The sequence below is a fragment of the Sorangium sp. So ce131 genome (assembly GCF_051519095.1).
In the GTDB taxonomy this organism is placed as follows: domain Bacteria; phylum Myxococcota_A; class Polyangia; order Polyangiales; family Polyangiaceae; genus Sorangium.
The window spans coordinates 8,830,526-8,853,352 of sequence record NZ_CP150455.1 but is presented as its reverse complement, the minus strand read 5'-3'; the positions used below and the strand labels follow the sequence as shown (position 1 = coordinate 8,853,352).

Below are 22,827 nucleotides of genomic sequence, written 5' to 3'. Positions count from 1 at the left end.
GCACCGGTTGACCGGTTGACCGGTTGATCAGGGGACGGCGTAAAACTATGCAATGATTGGCGAATTTGCTCGCTGGTGTTCCCTGCTTGACGGAGAGGCATGGGTCATGTATTAGGGCGTCGGAGATGTCATTGTCAGGCTCGCGCGTCCACTGTGGCTGCGATGGTCTAGGCGCTCCCCTGGCGCGGCGATGTTGTTAGGGCTCGTGTTCACATGACCATGTGAACACGAGCCCTCCGCCGCGACCCTTCGCCAACTCATCAGCACGAGGCCTGGGCCGCACGCGTGATCCCGCGCTGTGTGTAATGGGCCAATTTCAGTATCCGGAGCAATGGCATGACAGACGAGCGCACCGATCCGCGGTCGACCACGCTGACCGAAGGCGAAATCTGCAGCTTGATGGTGTCCCGGCTGGCGGAGCGGCTGGGCGTTGATGCGCAGTCGATCGAACCACGGGAACGGTTCAATCGCTACGGCCTCGATTCGCGCGGCGCGACCGAGCTGCTCGCCGAGCTCGGCCGGATGCTCGGGCGCCCCCTGTCGCCCGTTCTCGTATGGCAATATCCCACCCCTGAGGCGCTCGCGCGCTACCTGACTGGGGGGGCGAGCGAGCGCGAGGCGTTCGCGGCCCGGCGAGAAGCAGCGCAGAGCGAGCCCATCGCGATCATCGGGATAGCCTGCCGGTTCCCCGGGGCGCCGGACCTCCTCAGCTTCTGGAAGCTCCTCCTGGAAGGGCGCGATGCGATCACCGAGGTGCCTCCCGGCCGATGGGACAGCGGCGCGCTCTATGATCCGGACTTCCGTGCACCTGGCAAGATCAACACGCGCTGGGGCGGCTTCATCGGCGGCGTCGACGGCTTCGATCCCATGTTCTTCGGCGTCTCCCCGCGAGAGGCCGTCGAGATGGATCCACAGCAGCGCCTGATGCTCGAGCTCTCCTGGGAGGCCCTCGAAGACGCGGGCATCTCTCCGCGCTCTCTGCTCGACAGCCGGACTGGCGTGTTCTTTGGCGCCATGTGGCAAGATTACGCCAGGCTGTCGGCGATCGATCGCATCACCCAGCACTCCGCCACAGGGCAGGATCTCAGCATCATCCCCGCGCGCGTGTCGTACACGCTCGGCCTGCGCGGCCCGAGCGTCGCCGTCAACACCGCGTGCTCGTCGTCGCTCGCCGCGCTCCACAGCGCTCGCCAAAGCCTGCTCCTCGGCGAGTCCACGCTCGCGCTCGTCGGCGGCGTGAGCCTCATGATCGCGCCGGACACGTCGGTCGCGCTATCCAAGCTCGGGGCCCTGGCCCCCGACGGCCGGTCGAAGACCTTCGACGCCCGCGCCGACGGCTATGGGCGAGGCGAGGGCGGGGGCGTCGTGGTCTTGAAGCCGCTGTCCCGTGCCCTCCTGGACGGGGATCCCATCTACTGCGTCATCCGCGGGAGCGCCATCAACAACGATGGATTCAGCAACGGCCTCGCCGCGCCGAGCCCGGCGGCGCAGGAGCTCGTGCTCCGGGACGCGTACAGCAGCGCCGGCGTCGACCCGAGAGACGTACAGTACATCGAGACGCACGGGACGGGTACCGTGCTCGGCGATCCGATCGAGGCCGGCGCGCTCGGCGCGGTGCTCGGGAAGGATCGCCCCGCCGATCGGCCGCTCCTCCTCGGCGCGGTGAAGACGAACATCGGCCACCTCGAGGCCGCTGCGGGGATGGCGGGGCTCATCAAGACAGCCCTCGCGCTGAAGCACCGGACGGTCCCGCCCAACCTCCATTTCGAGACCCCGAATCCGTACATCCCCTTCGACGCGCTCCGCCTGAAGGTTCCGACGTCGTGCGAGCCCTGGCCCGAGCGGGAAGGACGGGCCCTGTCGGGCGTGAGCTCCTTCGGATTCGGCGGGACGAACTGCCACGTCGTCCTCGAGGGCGAGAGCCCGGAGGACGTGGTCCTGGTGCCTCTCGCCGCGCAGGACCCGGAGCGCCTCTCCGGGCTGGCTGCCAGGCTGAGGGACATCTGCCTGGACGGCGCTCAACACCTCTCGGTCCGGGAGCTCTGCGCGGCCGCTGCCCCGCACGCCGACCGCGGCCATCACCGGATGGCCATCACGGCCCGGACGCGCGGCGATCTCGCCGCGCGGCTCGACGGTCTCCTGCAAGGCCGCGCGCTGCCGGGGGCGGTCAGGGGCGCCGCCTGGGAGCGGCGCGCCGGTCCGGTCTTCCTGTTCGGCGGGCAGGGATCGCAGTGGCTCCGCATGGGCGCGGACCTGCTGCGCGAGCCGGCCTTCCGGGCCTCGGTCGAGCGGTGCGACGAGGTGATGCGCCCGTACCTCGGCGGATCCTTGGTCGAAGCGCTCCTCTCGAGCGATGCGGCGTGGCTCGAGGATACGGCGTGGGTCGGGCCCGCGATCTTTACCCTTCAGGTCAGCCTCTCGGCCCTCGTCCGGTCGTGGGGCGTGGAGCCCTCGGCGGTGGTCGGGCAGAGCATCGGCGAGATCGCTGCCGCCCACGTCGCCGGGGGCCTGAGCCTGTCGGACGCCGCGCGCGTCATCTGCGCCTGGAGCCGCATCGTGCGGCGCGGCGCCGGCCGTGGCCCCATGGCCGTCGTCGAGCTGTCCTTGGAGGAGGCGCGCCAGCTCCTCCTCGGCCGGGAGGACAAGGTCTGGGTCGCGGGGCGCATCAGCCCGAGCTCCACGGTGATCTCGGGTCACTCCGCCGCGATCGACGCGGTGCTCTCCGAGCTCGAGCGGCGGGGCGTCTACGGCAGAGCGATCCACATCGATTATGCGGCGCATAGCCCGGAGATGGATCCGCTCCTGCCGGAGCTCGCGGCGTCGCTGGACGGGATCCGGCCGCGAAGCGCCGCCGTGCCGTTCTACTCGACCGTCACGGGCGACCGCGTCGATGGCGCGGAGCTCGACGCGAGCTACTGGTGCAAGAACCTCCGGGAGCCCATGTGCTTCGCGGAGACCGTCGAGCGGCTCGCGCGCGCCGGGCACGAGGTCTTCCTCGAGGTCAGCCCACACCCGCTCCTCGCGCGGTCCGTCGGGCAGTGCCTCGCGCACGCGGGCGTGGACGGGATCGCGCTGCCGTCGATGCGCCGAGAGGAGCCCGGGAGGGCGGTGCTCCTCGATTCGGTGGGTATCCTCTACACCCGCGGCCAACAGGTGGCCTTTCGGAAGCTCTATCCCGCGACGCAGCCGGCAGGCGTGGCGCTGGAGGAGCTGTTTCCACCCACCGCCTCGCCCGAGGAGGCAATGCGACCGGACGAGGCGTCCGCGCCTTTGCCGTTCCTGCTGTCTGGCAGGACCGAAGCCGCCCTCGCGGCTCAGGCCGAACGGCTGAGGGCGCACCTCGACGTCCACGCCGAGCTCGAGCTCGCGGATGTGGCGTATTCGCTCGCCACGACGCGGACCCACTTCGAGCGGCGCGCGGTGGTGGTCGCGAGCGGCCGCGGCTCTCTCCGTGAGGCGCTCGGCGCCCTCGCAAACGGTAACGCCGCTCCCAACCTGGTGCTCGGCGAGGCCAAGCTCCAGGGCAAGCTCACGTTCGTCTTTCCAGGGCAGGGCTCGCAGTGGGTGGGGATGGCGCGAGCGCTGCTGACGACGTCGGAGGTGTTCCGGAAGCAGATCGAGGCGTGCGCGGAGGCGTTCTCGCAGTACCTGGACTGGCCGCTGCTGAGCGCGCTGCGGGACGAGGAGGGCGCGCCGTCGATGGAGCGGATCGACGTGGTGCAGCCGGTGCTGTTCAGCATGATGGTCTCGCTCGCGGCGGTGTGGCGCTCGCTCGGGATCGAGCCGGAGGCGGTGATCGGCCACAGTCAGGGGGAGATCGCCGGAGCGTACGTGTCCGGCGCGCTGTCGCTCGAGGACGCGGCGAAGGTGGTGGCGCTGCGCAGCCGCATGCTGAGGAGACACTCCGGCCGCGGCGCCACGCTGGCCGTGGAGATGCCCGCGGCGGAGCTGCTCGAGCGCATGGAGAGGTGGGGCGAGCGGCTGTCGGTCGCGGCGGTGAACGGTCCTCACTCCACGGTGGTGGCGGGAGACCCGGAGGCCGTGGAAGCGCTGCTCCGCGAGCTCGAGTCGGCGCAGGTGTTCGCGCGGAAGGTGCGCACCGATGTGGCGGCCCACAGCGCGCAGATGGATGTCTTCCGCGAGGAGCTCGAGGAGGTCCTCGCGGGGCTCGCCCCGCGCTCGTCGCAGGTTCCGTTCTACTCGACGGTCGCTGCGGAGAGGCTCGACGGGAACGAGCTCGACGGGGCTTACTGGTTCCGAAACCTGCGTGAGCCGGTCCGGTTCGCCGACACGATGCAAGAGCTGCTCGCGGACGGCCACAGGGTCTTCATCGAGGTGAGCTCTCATCCGATGCTGTCGGTCGCCTTGAACGGAGCGCTGGAGGCGGCGGGGCTCTCTGGCGCGGTGGTCGGCTCGCTGCGTCGGAACGAAGGCACTTACGGGCGCGTGCTCCTCTCGTTCTCCGAGCTGTTCGCCCGCGGTCTCGGTCTCGACTGGACGAAGGTCATTCCCAGGGGCGCTCGCGTCCCCTTGCCGACCTACCCCTTTCAGCGGGAGCGTTACTGGATCGAGGCGCAGGCCCCAAGCTCACCGGGGGTTGCTCGCGGCTCACGCGAAGAATCGCTCTACCGCGTCGACTGGACGGCCCAGCCCCTGCCCGCGCGCCCGGCGCTCAGGGGGCGCTGGGCGCTGCTCTCCAGCGGCGGCGTCGACCGCGAGCTGGCAGCGGCGCTTCAGGCCGATACGGGGGCGCTCGAGCGGTACGAGTCCCTCGAGGCGCTCCAGGCGGGCCTCGCGCGAGGAGAGCCCGCGCCCGAGGTCGTCGTCGTCGCCTGCACGGCCCGATCGACGGATCTCGCGCGCGCGGCTCACGTCGAGACCCACGGCGTACTTTCGCTGCTGCAAGCCTTCATCGCCGACGAGCGCCTCGGCTCCTCTCGGCTTGTGCTGCTCACCTGCCGCGCCATCGCCCTACAGCCCGACGAGGATGTGGCAGACCTCGGCCACGCGCCCCTCTGGGGCCTCGTGCGGACCGCGCAGTCCGAGCACCCCGATCGCGCGATGGTCATCGTCGACCTCGACGAGCACGAGGCCTCGCTTCGCGCCCTGCCGGATGCCCTCGCCGGAAGCGAGCCGCAGCTCGCCTTGCGAGCCGGCGTCGTGCGTGTCCCGAGGCTCACGCGCGCAGCGGCGGCTCCCGCGGCGGCGACGCGCTCCCTGGATCCCGAAGGCACGGTGCTCATCACCGGCGGCACCGGCACGCTCGGCGCGCTGCTCGCTCGGCACCTCGTCGACAAGCACGGCGTCCGCTGGCTGCTCCTCACCTCGCGCCAGGGCCCTGCCGCGAAGGGCGCTGAGGTCCTCCAGCGTGAGCTCGAATCCCGAGGCGCCCACGTCACGCTCGCGGCCTGTGATACGGCCGATCGCGACGCGCTGGGGCAGCTGCTCGCCTGTGTACCCGCCGAGCGCCCCCTGACCGCCGTCATCCACGCGGCTGGTGTGCTCGACGATGGCGTCCTCGGCGCCCTGACGCCAGAGCGGGTCTCTCGCGCGCTGCGACCCAAGGTGGACGCCGCCTTGCACCTGCACGAGCTGACCCGAGAGCTCGACCTTTCCGCGTTCATCCTCTTCTCGTCGCTGGTTGGCCTGCTCGGCAGCGGAGGCCAGGGCAACTACGCTGCGGCCAATACCTTCCTCGACGCGCTCGCGCATCACCGCAGGGCGACAGGGCTGCCCGCCCTCTCGCTCGCCTGGGGCTTCTGGGCCGAGCGCGCCGGCATGAGCGCCCACCTGACGGACGCCGACATCGCGCGCATGGCGCGCCTCGGGATGGGAGCCCTCTCGCCCGAGGAGGGTCTGGCCCTCTTCGACCTCGCCCTGGGTCGCCCAGAGGCCGCGCTGGTCCCCGCGCGCCTGCTCACCGCGGGATGGAGCGCAGGGGAGAGCGCCATCCCGCCGTTGCTCCGGGGTCTCGTGCGCACCACGGTGCAGCAGGCGGACGTGGAGGAGCCCGGCGCGAAGGTCTCCCTCAAGCAGCGTCTGGGGGCGCTCGCGCTCGCCGATCGCGAGCGTGCCCTGCTCGACCTCGTGCGCGCCGAGGTGGCCACCGTGCTCGGGCACGTGTCGCTCGCGAGCATCGAGCCTGGCCGGCCCCTCAAAGAGGTCGGCCTCGACTCGCTCATGGCGGTCGAGCTCCGGAATCGCCTCGGCGCTGCCACAGGCTTGCGCCTGCCGGTCACGCTGCTCTTCGATCATCCGACCCCCATCGCCCTGGTCCTGCGCCTGCAGGAAGAGCTGGTCGGCCATGAGTCCCTCAAGGAGGCCTCTCCCCGGTCTCTGCTCAAGGCTTCCGAGAACGAGCCGATCGCGATCGTCGCGATGAGCTGCCGCTACCCCGGCGGCGTGCGCACGCCCGAGGAGCTCTGGGAGCTGCTCCGGGGCGGTACCGACGCCGTCGCGCAGCTCCCCGACAACCGCGGATGGGATCTCGAAGCGCTCTATGACCCTGACCCGGACGCCGCGGGCAAGAGCTACGTGCGTGGGGGCGGCTTCCTCTACGACGCCGACCACTTCGACCCCTCCTTCTTCGGGATCAGCCCCCGCGAGGCGGTCGCCATCGATCCGCAGCAGCGCTTGCTCCTCGAGGTCTCCTGGGAGGCGATCGAGCGCGCCGGCATCGTGCACGCTTCGCTCCACGGCAGTCAGACCGGCGTCTTCGTCGGCAGCATCTTCAACGACTACGGAGCGCGCCTGTACAACGCCCCGGAGGAGCTCCAAGGCTACGTCCTCCTCGGCAGCTACCCCAGCGTCGCGTCCGGACGCATCTCCTACACCTTGGGCCTCCAGGGTCCTGCCGTCACCGTCGACACGGCCTGTAGCTCATCCCTCGTCGCGATTCACCTCGCCTGCCAGGCTCTGCGCAACGGCGAGTGCTCCCTTGCGCTCGCCGGTGGGGTCTCCGTCATGGCGACGCCGACCACGCTCATCGAGTTCTCACGCCAGCGCGCGCTCTCCGCCGACGGCCGCTCGAGGGCCTTCGCCGCGGACAGCAACGGCTTCGGCCCGGCGGAAGGCGCCGGGATGCTGCTTCTCTCCCGGCTCGAAGATGCCCGGCGCAACGGGTATCCGGTCCTCGCCGTCATCCGCGGCTCCGCCGTCAATCAGGACGGCAGGAGCCAGGGCCTGAGCGCCCCCAACGGCCCTTCCCAGCAGCGCGTCGTTCGTCAGGCGCTTGAGAGCGCCGCGCTCTCTGCGGACGAGGTGGACGCCGTCGAGGCCCACGGCACCGGGACCGCCCTCGGCGATCCCATCGAGGCCCAGGCGCTCATCGCCACCTACGGAGAGGCCCATTCGAAAGAGCAGCCCTTGTGGCTTGGATCCATCAAGTCCAACCTGGGCCACACCCAGGGCGCCGCGGGCGTCGCCGGCGTCATCAAGATGGTCCTTTCCATGCAGCACGGGCTCTTGCCCAAGACCCTGCATGCGGACAGCCCTTCGCCCCACATCGACTGGTCTTCGGGCGCGGTCCGGCTCCTGACCGAGCCCACTCCATGGCCGGCCAATGGCCATCCACGCCGCGCCGGCGTCTCTTCCTTCGGCATCAGCGGCACCAATGCCCACGTCATCGTCGAAGGGGCCACGGCCGCCGCGCCGGTCGTGCGGGCGGCGCAAGCACCGACGCCGTCGTGGTTGCCGCTCCTCGTGTCGGGCAAGACCGAAGCGGCCCTCCGGGACCAGGCCGGCAGGCTCAGAGAGCACCTCGATTCCCATCCGAGCCTCGAGCTCGTGGATGTCGCTTCGACCCTCGCCACCACGCGCACGCACTTCGAGCAGCGCGCGGTGGTGGTCGCGAGCGACCGCGTCGCCGCCGCTCGGGCCCTGGACGCGCTCGCCCAGGGTACCTCTGCGCCGAGCCTGGTGCTCGGCCGCGCCAGGAGCGAAGTCAAGCTCGCGCTGCTCTTCACCGGGCAGGGCAGCCAGCGTCCGGGCATGGGACGTGACCTCTACGAGGCCTTCCCCGTCTTCCGCGACGCCCTCGACGCGATCTGCGCCCGCTTCGACCCGCAGCTCGAGCGGCCGCTGCGCGAGATCCTGTTCGCCCCCGAGGGCTCCGAGCACGCTTCGTTGCTCGACCAGACCGCCTTTACCCAGACGGCCCTCTTTGCCCTCGAGGTCGCCCTCTTCCGCCTCGTCGAGGCCTGGGGTCTGCGCCCCTCCCTGTTGCTCGGCCACTCCATCGGCGAGATCGTGGCGGCCCACGTCGCCGGCGTGCTGTCGCTCGATGACGCGTGCACCCTCGTCGCCGCGCGCGCGCGCCTCATGCAGGCTCTTCCGCGAGGCGGCGCCATGATCGCGCTCCAGGCCTCGGAGGCGGAGGTCGCTCCGCTGCTCGTCGGCGAGGGCGATCGCATGTCCATCGCCGCCATCAATGGTCCGCTGTCCACGGTGGTGGCAGGCGACGAAGGGGCCGTCGCGGAGGCCGCAGGCCACATCGCGGCCCTGGGGCGGAAGACGAAGCGCCTCTCGGTCAGCCATGCCTTCCACTCTCCGCGCATGGACGGAATGCTGGAGGCCTTTGGCCAGGTCGCGCGCGGGCTCACCTTCCATCCACCGCGCCTTCCCGTCGTCTCCAACGTCACTGGCAAGCTCGCCAGCGCCGAGGAGCTCGGCTCGGCCGACTACTGGGTGCGCCATGTCCGAGCAGCTGTGCGGTTCCTCGACGGTGTGCGCACGCTCGAGGCCGAGGGCGCGACCAGCTTCCTCGAGCTCGGCCCGCACGGCGTGCTCTGCGCCATGGCCGCAGACTGCCTCTCCGACCAGGCCCAGGCCAGCGCGGCCGTCTTGCCCGCCCTCAGCAGCGACCAGCCCGACCTCCGCGCGCTCACCGCCGCTCTCGGAGGCCTGCACGCCGCTGGCCACGAGCTCGACTGGGCAGCCTTCTTCTCCGCCTTCGGGGCGCGGCACGTCGTGTTGCCCACCTACGCCTTCCAGCGACAGCGCTACTGGCTGGACGCGCCGAAGGCGCGCACCCCGGGCGTCGAGGAGAGGGCATCCGCCCCCGCGGACGCGGGCTTCTGGGACGCCGTGGACAAGGGCGATGTCGGCACACTCACCCAGGCGCTCTCCGTGGGGGACAACGACCAGCAGGCGGCCCTCGCGACGTTGCTGCCGGCGCTGTCGACCTGGCGGCGCAAGCGGACCGAGCTCAGCACCGTGGACGCCTGGCGCTACCGCGTCGCGTGGAAGCCGCTTCGCGTCGCTTCGAGGAGCGACCTGTCGGGCGCCTGGCTGCTCGTGGTGTCGACGGTCGATGACCTCGTCGCCCCGCTGACGGAAGCGCTGACCGCGGCCGGCGCGACGGCCGTCGTTTGCGCGGTCGGCGCGGCGGAGGTTGACCGCGCCCTGCTCGCCACGCGGCTGCGTGAGGCCCTCGGCGCGGGCGTTGCCCCGCGGGGCGTGCTCTCGCTGCTCGCGCTGGACGAGGCGCCGCTGCCCGGGCTGCCGGCCCTGCAGAGCGGGATTGCGCTCACGCTCTCGCTGGTGCAAGCGCTCGGTGACGCTGGCATTGAAGCGCCCGTGTGGCTCCTGACGCGCGGAGCGGTCTCGGTCGCGCGCGCGGAGCCGCTGACGCGCCCGCGGCAGGCGTTCTCCTGGGGGCTAGGCCGCGTGGTCTCCGTCGAGCACCCCGAGCGCTTCGGCGGCGTGATCGATCTGCCCCCCACGCTCGACGCCAAGGCGAAAGAGCGGCTCCTGCTCGCGCTCGGCAATCGAGCGTCAGAAGATCAGCTCGCGTTGCGTTCAACTGGCCTGTTCGCGCGCCGGCTCGCGCGCGCGCCGCTGGGCGATGCGGCCCCCGTCCGATCCTGGAGGCCGCGCGGGACGACGCTGATCACCGGCGGGACGGGCGCGCTCGGCGCGCACGTCGCGCGCTGGCTCGCCCGGCGCGGCGCCGAGCACCTGGTGCTGCTCAGCCGTCGTGGCCTCGACGCCCCGGGCGCCGCCGAGCTCTCGGCCGAGCTCACGAACCTCGGAGCACGCGTCACCCTCGCTGCCTGCGACGCCGCCGACCGCGATGCCCTTCGGGAGGTCCTCGAGGCCATCCCCGCCGACGTTCCCCTGTCCGCGGTCTTCCATACGGCCGGCGTGCTCGACGATGGCGTGCTCAGCGCCCTGACGCCGGAGCGAGTGGCGCGCGTCTTCTCGCCCAAGGTGGACGCCGCGTTGCACCTGCACGAGCTGACCCGCACGCTCGACCTCTCGGCGTTCGTGCTCTTCTCGGCGGTCGCAGGCGCTCTCGGCAACCCGGGGCAAGGCAATTACGCCGCCGCCAACGCGTTCCTCGATGCGCTGGCCGAGCACCGCCGGGCCCTTGGCCTCCCCGCCACCGCGGTGGCCTGGGGCGCCTGGGCCGAGGGCGGGATGGTGGACAAGACGGTTCTGAACCACCTTCGCGGAAGCGGCCTCAACTTGATGGCGCCGCAGCTTGCCATCGCCGCGCTCGAGCGGGCGCTCGACCATGACGAGGCCGCGCTCGTCGTCTCGGACATGGACTGGGCGCGCTTCGCGCCGGCGTTTGCCGCGGGGCGCCCGCGCCCGCTGCTCGACGAGCTGCCCGAGGCGAGGCAAGCCCTGACGGCGCTGGCAGCCTCCTCGATCCGCGAGCCCAGCGCGCCGCTCGTCACCCGTCTCGGCAGCTTGTCGTCGCGTGAGCAGATCGAGCATCTGCTGTCCGTGGTCAAGGGCCACGTCGCCGCGGTCCTCGGCCACGCTGACGTCGCTTCGATCGATCCGGACACGGGCTTTTCCCAGCTTGGTCTCGACTCCCTCATGGGGGTCAAGCTCCGTCAACGCCTCCAGCAGGAGACCTCGGTGGCCCTGCAAGCGACGACGATCTTCGACCACCCTTCGCCCCGGCGCCTCGCCGAGCTGCTGCATGGCGCGCTTTCGCCGCGCCTCGGTCAGGCCGTGCGCGCCGCGGACGAGGAGGGGAGGCTCAGCGTGGCCCCCGCCGCAGGTGACGACCCGATCGCCATCGTCGGCGTCGGGCTGCGGCTGCCCGGCGGCGCGGTGGACCTCGAGAGCTTCTGGAGCGTGCTTTCGCAGGGCGCCGACGCCGCCGGGCCGATCCCGGTGACGCGCTGGAACGCCGAGGAGATGTACGACCCGGACCCCGAGGCGAAGGGCAAGAGCTACGTCCGCGAGGCGAGCTTCATCGACGGGATTGACCTGTTCGATGCTGCCTTCTTTGGCATCAGCCCGCGGGAGGCGAGGCAGATCGATCCGCAGCATCGGCTTCTGCTCGAGGCGGCATGGCAAGCCCTGGAGCAGGCCGGGGTGGTCCCGGCGTCGTTGAAGGACTCGCAGACGGGCGTCTTCGTGGGCATCGGCGCGAGCGAGTACGCGCTGCTTCAAGGCGGCGAGCGAGAGGCGGAGAGCTACTCTCTGCTGGGCACGCACTCCTCGTTTGCCGCCGGTCGCCTCGCCTTCACCCTGGGGCTGCAAGGTCCGGCGCTCTCGGTCGACACCGCCTGTTCGTCGTCGCTCGTGGCGCTGCACCTCGCCTGCCAGGCGCTGCGCAAGGGCGAATGCGACCTCGCGCTCGCCGCCGGTGTGCAGGTGATGCTCGCGGGTGAGCTCTTTCAGCTCCTCTCGCGCACGCGGGCGCTCGCCCCTGACGGCCGCTCGAAGACGTTCTCCGCGAGCGCCGACGGGTATGGCCGGGGCGAGGGCGTCGTGGTCGTCGCGCTCTCTCGCCTGAGCGACGCGCGCGCGCAGGGCCGCCCGGTGCTCGCCCTGGTCCGGGGCAGCGCGGTCAACCACGACGGGGACAGCAGCGGGATCACCGCCCCCAACGGCACCTCGCAGCAGAAGGTGCTGCGGGCAGCGCTCCAGGACGCGCGGCTTTCGCCGGCGGAGGTCGACGTCGTGGAGTGCCACGGCACGGGCACCTCGCTGGGCGATCCGATCGAGGTGCAGGCGCTTGCCGCGGTCTATGGCCGAGGACGTCCTGCGGACCAGCCGCTGCTGCTGGGTGCGGTCAAGACCAACGTCGGTCACCTGGAGAGCGGGGCGGGGCTCGTGGGCCTGGCCAAGATGGTCGCGGCGCTGCGGCACGAGGCGTTGCCGGCGACGCTGCACACGACGCCCCGGAATCCGTACATCGAGTGGGACGCGCTGCCGGTGCGTGTGGTCGATACCCTCGAGCCGTGGCCGCGCCGCCCGGACGGTCGCCCCCGCCGCGCGGGAGTGTCCGCGTTTGGCCTGTCGGGCACCAACGCGCATGTCCTCGTCGAGGAAGCCCCGGCCCTCGAGGAGGACGCCGCCGCGCGAGCCAGCGCAAGCGCGCGCGGGGAGTGGGCTGGGCCGTTGCCGGTGCTGGTGTCCGGGAAATCGGAGGCAGCGCTGCGGGCGCAAGCGGCGGAGCTGTGCGCGCATGTCGAGGCGCACCCGGAGCAGCTGCTGAGCGACGTGGCGTATTCGCTGGCGACGGCGCGGACGCACTTCAAGCACCGGGCGGTGGTGGTGGCGAGTGAGGCTGCCGCGCTGCGGGCGGCGCTGGGCGCGCTGGGCGAGGGCAAGCCTTGTGCGGGCATGGCGGTGGGGCAGGCGAGGGAGGGGGGTCGACTGGCCATGCTGTTCACCGGCCAGGGCAGCCAGCGCCCCGGGATGGGCCGGGAGCTGTACGACGCCTATCCTGCGTTCCGGGACGCGCTGGACGCGGTGTGTGCGCAGCTGGACGGGCACCTGGACCGACCGCTGCTCGAGGTGATGTTCAGCGCCGAGGGCTCGGACGAGGCGGCGCTGCTCGACCAGACGGCGTTCACGCAGCCCGCGCTGTTCGCGCTGGAGGTGGCGCTGTATCGGCTGTGGGAGGGCTGGGGAGTCAAGCCGGATGTGCTGCTGGGGCACTCGATCGGGGAGATCGCGGCGGCGCAGGTGTCCGGGGTGCTGTCGCTCGGGGACGCGTGCACGCTGGTGGCGGCGCGTGGTCGGTTGATGCAGGCGCTGCCGCGCGGGGGAGCGATGATCGCGGTGCAGGCCTCGGAGGAGGAGGCGCGAGGCCTGTTGAACGGGCACGCGGGCCGCGTGGACGTGGCCGGGCTCAACGGCCCCCGGTCGACGGTGCTGTCCGGGGATGAAGAGGCCGTGGTGGAGGTGGGCAAGAAGCTGGAAGCCCAGGGCCGCAAGGCGACGCGGCTGATGGTCAGCCACGCGTTTCATTCTCCGCACATGGAGGGGATGCTGGAGGAGTTCCGCAGCGTGGTGGAGGGGCTGCGGTTCTCGGCGGGGAGCATCCCGCTGGTGTCGAACGTGACGGGGAGGCGAGCGAGCGCGGAGGAGCTGAGCTCTCCGGACTACTGGGTCATGCACGTGAGGCAAGCGGTGCGCTTCCTGGAGGGCGTGCGGACGCTGGAAGCGGAGGGAGTGACGAGCTTCCTGGAGGTGGGGCCGCATGGCGTGTTGTGCGGCCTGGCGGCCGACTGCCTGTCGGAGGAGGCGCAGCGCGGGGCGGTGTTGCTGCCGTCGCTGCGCAAGGGGAGCGCCGAGGTGGAGGCGCTGACCGCGGCGGTGGGAGGGCTGCACGCGCGAGGGGTCGCGCTCGACTGGCAGCGTTACTTTGCGCCGCTCGGCGCGCGGCGGGTGGCGCTGCCCACGTACGTGTTCCAGCGCGAGCGCTACTGGCTGGAGAACACGAAGGGGCGCGCGGCCGACGTCGCCTCGGCCGGGCTCGGTGCGGCCAACCACCCGCTGCTCGGCGCCGCCGTGGCCCTGGCCGACGCCGATGGTCTGCTGCTCACCGGTCGGCTCTCGCTCACGGATCCCCCTTGGATCGCAGGGCACAAGATCTACGACACGGTGCTCTTGCCGGGAACGGCCTTTGTCGAGCTTTGCCTCGTCGCCGCCCAGCACGCGGGGCTCGATCGCGTGGACGAGCTTACCCTCGAGAGCCCGTTGATCGTGCCGCCTCGAGGCGCTGTGCAACTCCAGCTCTCCGTGGGGGCGCCCGACGAGGCCAGCCGGCGCGCGGTGGCCGTCCACTCGCGCCTCGCGGACGGCGCCCCCGACGCGCCCTGGACCCGTCATGCCTCCGGCACCCTGGGCCCTGCTGCCGCCCCAGCGCGCTTCGATCTGGAGAGCTGGCCGCCCGAAGGCGCTACCTCGATGGACCTCACGGGCTACTACGAGCGTCTCGCCGAGGTGGGGCTCGGGGCCGGCAAAGACGACTTCCAAGGTCTCGTCGCCGCCTGGACGCGGGGCACGGATGTGTTCGCCGAGGTCCGCCTCCCGGCCGGCATTGCAGACTCGGCGGGCTCGTATGGCCTGCATCCCGCGCTCTTCGACGCGGCCATGCACGCGATGGCGCTGCGGGGCATCGGCGCCCAGACGGTGTCGTTGCCGTTCGCCTGGAGCGGGGTCTCGCTCCATGCGACCGGCGCCTCCAGCTTGCGGGTGCGCCTGTCGCCTTGCGACACCGAAGGCTCCTTCGCGATCGCCATGGCCGACGCCGCCGGCAATCCGGTGGCCTCGGTCGAGGCGCTCCGCACGAGGCCCGCCGCTTCGACGCAGATCCGCTCCTCGCTCACCACGTCGCACGATGGGCTCTATCGTGTCGACTGGACGACCCCCGCCGCGCCCTCCGCTCCGCTCGCGGGCGCTTGGGTGCTGCTCGGCGAAGATTCGCTCGGGCTCACGGCGGCGCTGGAGGCCTCCTCTGTGCGCCTGTCCCGCATGGCGGACCTCGAGGCGTTGCGCGCGACGCTGGACCGCGGCGGCAAGGCGCCCCCCGATCTGGTGCTCGTCCCCTGCATCGACGCCGCGGGCGCCTCCCCGGCCGCAGCGCACGCCGCCACCCATCGGGCCTTGGCGCTCTTGCAACGCTGGGTGAGCGACGAACGGCTCGCGGGCACGCCGCTCGTGCTGCTGACCTGCCGCGCGATCGCCTCCGGACCGGAGGAGGATGTGCTCGACCTGGCGAACGCGCCGCTCTGGGGCCTGGGGCGCACGGCCCAGTCCGAATATCCCGACCAGTCCATCCTGCTGGTCGACGTGGACGGGAGCGAGGCTTCGCTCGCGGCATTGCCGGCAGCGCTGAACACCGACGATCCGCAGCTCGCTTTGCGCGACGGGGCGGCGCGCGTGCCGCGGCTCGGGCGGCCTCCCGCAGGCGAGATGCTCGTCCCACCTGGCGGTGAGGCGTCGTTCCACTTGCATATCCCCACGCGTGGTTCGCTCGATGGACTGAGCTTCGTCGCGTCGTCGCACGGCACAGCGCCTCTCGCGTCAGGCCAGGTTCGCATCGCCGTTCGCGCTGCCGGCCTCAACTTCCGCGACGTGCTCAACGCGCTGGGGATGATTCCGGGCGAGGCCGGCCCCCTCGGGATCGAGGGCGCGGGCGTCATCACCGAGGTTGGCCCGGGCGTGAGCGGCTTTGCCCTCGGCGACCGGGTGATGGGCATGTTCCCTCGCGCCATCGGTCCGCTGGCGGTAGCGGACGCTCGGATGGTGATCCGGATGCCCGAGGGGTGGTCGTTCGCGCAGGCCGCAGCGACCCCGGCGGTCTTCCTGACCGCGTACTATGCGCTTGTGGAGCTGGCGCGCCTCCAGCCCGGCGAGCGTCTGCTGGTCCATGCCGCGGCCGGAGGCGTGGGCATGGCCGCGGTCCAGCTGGCGCGTCATCTGGGGGCCGAGGTGTTCGGGACGGCGAGCGCTGGCAAGTGGAGCGTGTTGCGCGCCCAGGGGCTCGAGGACAGTCACATCGGCTCTTCGCGTACGCTCGAGTTCGAGGAGCACTTCCGGCGCAGCACGCAGGGTCAGGGCGTGGATGTGGTGCTCAACAGCCTCGCGCGCGAGTACGTGGACGCCTCCCTGCGCTTGCTGCCGCGCGGCGGGCGCTTCGTCGAGATGGGCAAGACCGATGTCCGCGACATGGCATCGATTGCCGAAGCGTACCCTGGAGTCCACTACCAGGCCTTCGAGCTGGGAGAAGCGGGACCCGAGCGGATTCAGCAGATGCTCCGGGAGCTGGTGACCTTGTTCGAGCGCGGGGTGCTCCAGCCCTTGCCGGTCCAGGCGTGGGACGCGCGCCGTGCGCGCGATGCGTTCCGCTACCTCGGACAGGCGCGTCACGTGGGCAAGCTCGTCCTCACGCTCCCTCGCGCGCTGGCGCCGGAGGGGACGGTGCTGATCACCGGGGGAACGGGGGGCCTCGGCGCGCTGCTGGCGCGCCACCTCGTGGACACGTATGCGGTCCGCCACCTGCTGCTCACCTCGCGTCAGGGCCTTGCGGCCCCGGGAGCCGGAGCGCTGCAAGCCGAGCTCGAAGGCAAAGGCGCCCGGGTCACCATCGCGGCGTGCGACGTGTCGGACCGAGAGGCCGTGGCGCACCTGCTGGCGTCCGTTCCGCAGGGCCACCCGCTGACGGCGGTGATCCACACCGCCGCCGTCCTCGACGACGGCGTGATAACCGCCCTCGACCCGGCGCGCGTCGATCGGGTGTTTCTGCCCAAGCTCGATGCAGCCGTGTACCTCTCCGAGCTCACGCGCACGCTCGACCTGTCGGCCTTCGTGCTCTTCTCGTCAGGCGCAGGGCTGCTCGGCACGGCGGGGCAAGGCAACTACGCCGCCGCCAATGCCTTCCTCGACGCGCTCGCCGCCCACCGTCGCGCGCTGGGTCTTGCCGGCCAGAGCCTCGCCTGGGGCGCCTGGGGGGAAGTGGGTATGGCCGCGCGCCTCGCCGATGGGGACCGCGCTCGCCTGCGTCGTCAGGGCGTGCCGCCTCTCGCGCCCCAGGAGGGTCTTGCCCTGTTCGATGCGGCGTGGAGCCGCCCCGAAGCCGCCCTCGCGCCCATCCGCCTCGATCTTGCGGCCCTGCGCGCGCAGCTCTCGGCGCCTCCGCGCCTGCTCGGCGCGCTCGTGCGCGCGGCACCCCGGCGCGCGGCGGCCCACGATCCCAGCACGGCCTCGTCGCTCAAGCAGCGCCTCGCGGCGCTCTCGAAGGCCGAGCGCGACAACGCGCTCCTCGAGCTCGTGCGCAGCCATGTCGCGCCCGTCCTCGGGTTGTCTCCTCCAGAGGCCCTCGACCCGACGAGGCCGCTCCAGGAGCTCGGCTTTGATTCGCTCATGGCGGTGGAGCTCCGCAATCGGCTCGCAGCCGCAACCGACCTGCGCCTGCCCGCGACGGTGCTGTTCGACTACCCGACCGTCGTGGCCCTCGTGCGAAGGCTCTCGGCCGAGCTCCTGCCCAAGGAGGATCTACCGCGGACCGCAGCGCCCGTGCCTCAGGAGCCGTCGGAGCCTGTCGCGGACGAGCCCATCGCCATCGTGGGGATGGCGTGTCGCTACCCGGGGGGTGTCACGAGCCCCGAAGCGCTCTGGCAGCTGCTCGCGCTCGGCGGCGAGGTGAACACCCCCCTGCCCACCGACCGCGGGTGGGCTCTCGACCGGATGTACGACCCTGATCCCGACACCGCCGGCACCACGTACATCCAGCGTGGCGGCTTCATCGCACATCTGGATCTGTTCGACAGCACCTTCTTCGGCCTGAGCCCCCGCGAGGCGGTGGCCGTCGGTCCCCAGCACCGGCTGCTGCTCGAGACCTCCTGGGAGGCCATCGAGCGCGCAGGCATCGATCCCTCTTCGCTGCACGAGAGCCTGACCGGCGTCTTCGTCGGCATCGGCGCCGATGACTACCAGGATCTCGCGCCGAGCATGGATGTCGCCAAGGATGGATACGCGCTGCTCGGCACGGCCACGAGCATCGCGTCGGGCCGCATCGCGTACACGCTCGGGCTGAAGGGCCCCGCCGTCAGCGTCGACACCGCCTGCAGCTCCTCGCTCGTCGGGATCCACCTGGCTTGCCAGTCGCTGCGCGCGGGCGAGTGCACCTTGGCCCTGGCCGGAGGCGCCACCATCTACGTCACCCCGGATGCCATCCTCGCCTTCAGCCGGCTCAAGGCGCTTTCGCCCGACGGTCGCTGCAAGGCCTTCTCGGCGGCAGCGGATGGCATGGGCTGGTCGGAAGGCGTCGGCATGCTGCTGCTCGAGCGGCTCTCGGACGCTCGCCGCAACGGCCATCCCGTGCTGGCCCTGGTCCGCAGCTCGGCGATCAACCAGGACGGGCGCAGCCAGGGGTTGACGGCCCCCAACGGCCCCTCCCAGGAGCAGGTGATCCAGAAGGCCCTCGAGAACGCCGGCCTCTCGCCGGCGGACGTGGACGTGGTGGAAGCCCACGGCACGGGCACCGCGCTCGGCGACCCCATCGAGGCGCATGCGCTGCTGGCGACGTACGGGCAAGGCCGCTCGAGCGAGCGCCCCCTGTGGCTGGGCACCGTCAAGTCCAACATCGGCCATACCCAGGCGGCCGCTGGCGTCGCCGGCGTCATGAAGATGGTCCTGTCGTTGCAGCATGGGCTCTTGCCCAAGACCTTGCACGCGGACCCGCCTTCGCCTCACGTCGACTGGTCTCCGGGCACGGTCCGGCTCCTGACCGAGCCCATCGCGTGGGCAGCCAACGGTCATCCTCGCCGCGCGGGCGTGTCCTCGTTCGGCATCAGCGGCACCAATGCCCATGTCATCATCGAGCAGGCGCCTGCTCAAGACCGAGCGCTCGCCGCGGAGGGCCCGGCCGCGCAGGACAGGGAAGGGGGGGCCGCGCCCAGCGCCTCGGCGCTGGCCCTGCTCGTATCGGGCAAATCAAAGGCCGCGCTGCAGGCGCAGGCGGCGGCGCTCGGCGCCCACCTCGAGTCGCATCCGGAGCTATCGCTGAGCGATGTGGCGTTCTCGCTCGCCGCCACACGGACGCACTTCGACGACCGGGCGGTGGTCGTGGCGAGCGAGCGCGCCGCGCTGCTCGAGGCGCTTCGGGCGCTCTCCGAGGGCGAGCCTTCGCCGCGGGTGGTCGAGGGACAGGCCAAGAGCACGGGCAGAGTCGTCTTCGTGTTCCCGGGCCAGGGCTCGCAGTGGGTGGGGATGGCGCGAGCGCTGCTGACGACGTCGGAGGTGTTCCGGAAGCAGATCGAGGCGTGCGCGGAGGCGTTCTCGCAGTACCTGGACTGGCCGCTGCTGAGCGCGCTGCGGGACGAGGAGGGCGCGCCGTCGATGGAGCGGATCGACGTGGTGCAGCCGGTGCTGTTCAGCATGATGGTCTCGCTCGCGGCGGTGTGGCGCTCGCTCGGAATCGAGCCGGAGGCGGTGATCGGCCACAGTCAGGGGGAGATCGCCGGAGCGTACGTGTCCGGCGCGCTGTCGCTCGAGGACGCGGCGAAGGTGGTGGCGCTGCGCAGCCGCATGCTGAGGAGACACTCCGGCCGCGGCGCCACGATCGCGGCGGAGATGCCCGCGGCGGAGCTGCTCGAGCGCATGGAGAGGTGGGGCGAGCGGCTGTCGGTCGCGGCGGTGAACGGTCCTCACTCCACGGTGGTGTCGGGAGACCCGGAGGCCGTGGACGCGCTGCTCCGCGAGCTCGAGTCGGCGCAGGTGTTCGCGCGGAAGGTGCGCACCGATGTGGCGGCCCACAGCGCGCAGATGGATGTCTTCCGCGAGGAGCTCGAGGAGGTCCTCGCGGGGCTCGCCCCGCGCTCGTCGCAGGTCCCGTTCTACTCGACGGTCGCTGCGGAGAGGCTCGACGGGAGCGAGCTCGACGGGGCTTACTGGTTCCGAAACCTGCGTGAGCCGGTCCGGTTCGCCGACACGATGCAAGAGCTGCTCGCGGACGGCCACCGGGTCTTCATCGAGGTGAGCTCTCATCCGATGCTGTCGGTCGCCTTGAACGGAGCGCTGGAGGCGGCGGGGCTCTCTGGCGCGGTGGTCGGCTCGCTGCGCCGGAACGAAGGCACCTACGAGCGCGTGCTCCTCTCGCTCTCCGAGATGTTCACCTGCGGGGTCGCCGTCCCGTGGACCAGGATCTTGCCCGAGGGGAAGCGGGTGCCCTTGCCCACTTATGCCTTCCAGCGACAGCGCTTCTGGCAGGACGCATCGAAGGCGCGCGCGACCGACGTCGCCTCCGCCGGCCTCGGCGCCGCCAACCACCCGCTGCTCGGCGCCGCTGTGGCCCTGGCGGACGCGGATGGCCTCTTGCTGACGAGCCGCCTGTCGCTCTCGGAGCAGCCCTGGCTCGCAGGGCACAAGGTGTACGACTCGGTGCTCTTGCCGGGCACGGCCTTTGTCGAGCTCTGCCTCGTGGCGGCCCAGCATGCAGGGCTCGAGCGCGTGGACGAGCTCAACCTCGAGGCCCCGCTGATCCTGCCGCCGAGGGACGCCGTGCAAGTGCAGCTCTCCGTGGGCGCACCCGACGAGTCCAATCGCCGCGCGGTGGCCATCCACTCGCGCGTCGCCGACGCGGGCCACGACGCGCCGTGGACCCGCCACGCCTCCGGAGTCCTGGGTCCTCCTGCCGCAGAAGCCCGCTTCGATGTGGAGAGCTGGCCGCCCGATGGCGCCATCCCGCTGGACCTCGAGGGGCACTACGACCGGTTTGCCGAGATCGGGATCGGGTACGGCAAAGACGACTTCCAAGGGCTCGTCGCCGCGTGGGAGCACGGCGCCGACATCCTGGCTGAAGTTCGCCTCCCGGCCGCCATCGCGGGGGCAGCGGGCAGTTATGGCCTGCACCCGGCGCTCTTTGATGCCGCCCTGCACGCGCTGGCGTTGCGGAGCTGCGGTGAGCGGACGGTGTCGCTGCCCTTCGCCTGGAGCGGGGTCTCCCTCCACGCGACCGGCGCCTCCAGCCTGCGTGTGCGGCTGTCGCCTTGCGACGCGGAAGGCTCCTTTGCGGTGACGCTCGCGGACGCCCTGGGCAATCCGGTCGCCTCCGTCGAAGCGCTCCGTGCGAGGCCCACCTCTCCGGCGCAGATCCGCTCGTCGCTCCCAGGTGCGCACGAGTGGCTCCACCGGGTCAACTGGGCCACGCCGGCAGAGCTCTCCGCTTCGCCGCTCGCAGGACCCTGGGTGCTGCTCGGGGAAGATCCGCTCGGGCTCACGGCGTCCCTCGAGGTGTCCTCGGTGCGCGTCTCCCGCATGGCTGATCTCGCTGCCCTGCGCGCGACGCTCGACGGCGGCGCCAATGCACCCGAGGTCGTGATCGCCCCCTTTGCGGGCGCCGCGGACGCGTCCGTCGCCGCGGTTCACGACGCCGCGCACCGCGCCCTCGCCCTCCTGCAAAGCTGGGTGAAGGACGACCGCCTCGCCGGCACACGGCTGGTGCTGCTGACGTCTCGCGCGATCGCCGCGGGCCCGGATGAGGACGTGCTCGACTTGACGCACGCGCCGCTCTGGGGTCTTGGGCGCGCGGCGCAGTCGGAGTTCGCCGGGCAATCCATCCTCCTCGTCGACGTCGACGCGAGCGCGGCTTCGCTCTCGGCCTTGCCCGCGGCGCTCGGCGCAGGCGAGCCGCAGCTCGCCCTGCGCGACGGCGCCCTGCGCGCGCCGCGGCTCGGGCGGGTGGCCGCTTCGGTCGACGCGCCACCGCGCCCCTTTGCCCCGGCGGGGACGGTCCTGGTCACCGGCGGCACGGGCGGCCTCGGGGCGCTCCTCGCGCGCCACCTCGTGGACACGCAGGCTGTCCGCCATCTGCTGCTCACGTCGCGGCAGGGCCTCGCGGCCCCGGGCGCTGACGCGCTTCGAGCCGAGCTCGAAGCGAGCGGCGCTCGAGTCACCATCGCCGCCTGTGACGCCTCGGACCGAGAAGCCCTGGCGCAGCTCCTCGGCTCGGTTCCCCAGGACCACCCCTTGACCGCGGTGATCCACTGCGCCGCCGTCCTCGACGATGGCGTGCTCAGCGCGCTCGACCCCGCGCGCGTCGATCGCGTGTTCTCGCCCAAGGTCGACGCCGCCGTGCACCTGCACGAGCTCACGCGCGCGCTCGACCTCTCGGCCTTCGTGCTCTTCTCGTCGGTCGCAGGGATCCTCGGCGCCGCGGGTCAAGGCAACTATGCCGCGGCCAACGCCTTCCTCGACGCGCTCGCCGCCCGCCGTCGCGCGCTGGGTCTTGCCGGCCAGAGCCTCGCGTGGGGCCCCTGGGGAGAGGTGGGCCGGGCCGCGCATCTCGCCGCGGTGGACCAAGCTCGTCTGCGTCGCCTGGGCGCACAGCCCCTCTCGCCCCGAGAGGGCCTCGCCTTGTTCGATACGGCGCTCGGGCGCTCCGACGCTCTCCTCGCGCCCGTCCGCTTCGATCTCGCCGCCCTGCGCGCGCAATCTTCGGCGCTGCCGCCTCTCCTGCGCGCGCTCGTGCGCAGCTCGACGCGGCGCGCGGCCGCGCAGGGGCCCGGCGCCGCGTCGTCGCTCAAGCAGCGGCTCGCCGCCCTGACGAAGGGCGAGCGCGACAAGGCGCTGCTCGATCTCGTGCGCGGCCAGGTGGCGCCCGTCCTCGGCTTGCCTCATCCCGGAGCCCTCGACCCGACAAGGCCGCTCCGGGAGCTTGGCCTCGACTCGCTCATGGCGCTGGAAGTTCGTAACCGCCTCGGCGCCGCCATCGGCTTGCGCCTGCCCGCCACGCTGCTCTTCGACCACCCGACGGCCTCGGCCCTCGTCCAGCGGCTACGGGAGGACATCGTCCCCGACGAAGCAGCCACGACTCCCCCTATCTTCGCAGAGCTCGACAAGCTGGAGCGCGCCCTCTCCGCGATGACGCCCAACGAGGCCGCGCGCGCCGGCGTCGCGGCGCGCCTGAAGGCGCTGTATTCGAGGTGGACCGGCCTCCACGACACGACGGTCGACAGCGGCTTCGACGAGGAGCTGAAAACCGTCACCAAGGACGCGCTCTTTGAGCTCATCGACCGCGAGATGGAAGAAATGGAGTCGGTTCAGTGACCACTGAGGGAGAGAAGCTTC

1 protein-coding gene is annotated in these 22,827 nt (G+C 71.8%); it reads left to right on the top strand.

The features are described 5' to 3' along the window. Window positions 1-336: 336 nt before the first annotated feature. A complete protein-coding gene (locus WMF43_RS31825; protein ID WP_437670504.1) occupies window positions 337-22,806 on the top strand; it encodes a type I polyketide synthase in 22,470 nt (7,489 codons plus the stop codon). Window positions 22,807-22,827 lie beyond the last annotated feature (21 nt).

What these genes read in the sequence shown, in the direction of transcription:
- WMF43_RS31825 (WP_437670504.1), top strand. Translation starts at nt 337, where the DNA reads ATGACAGACGAGCGCACCGATCCGCGGTCGACCACGCTGACCGAAGGC.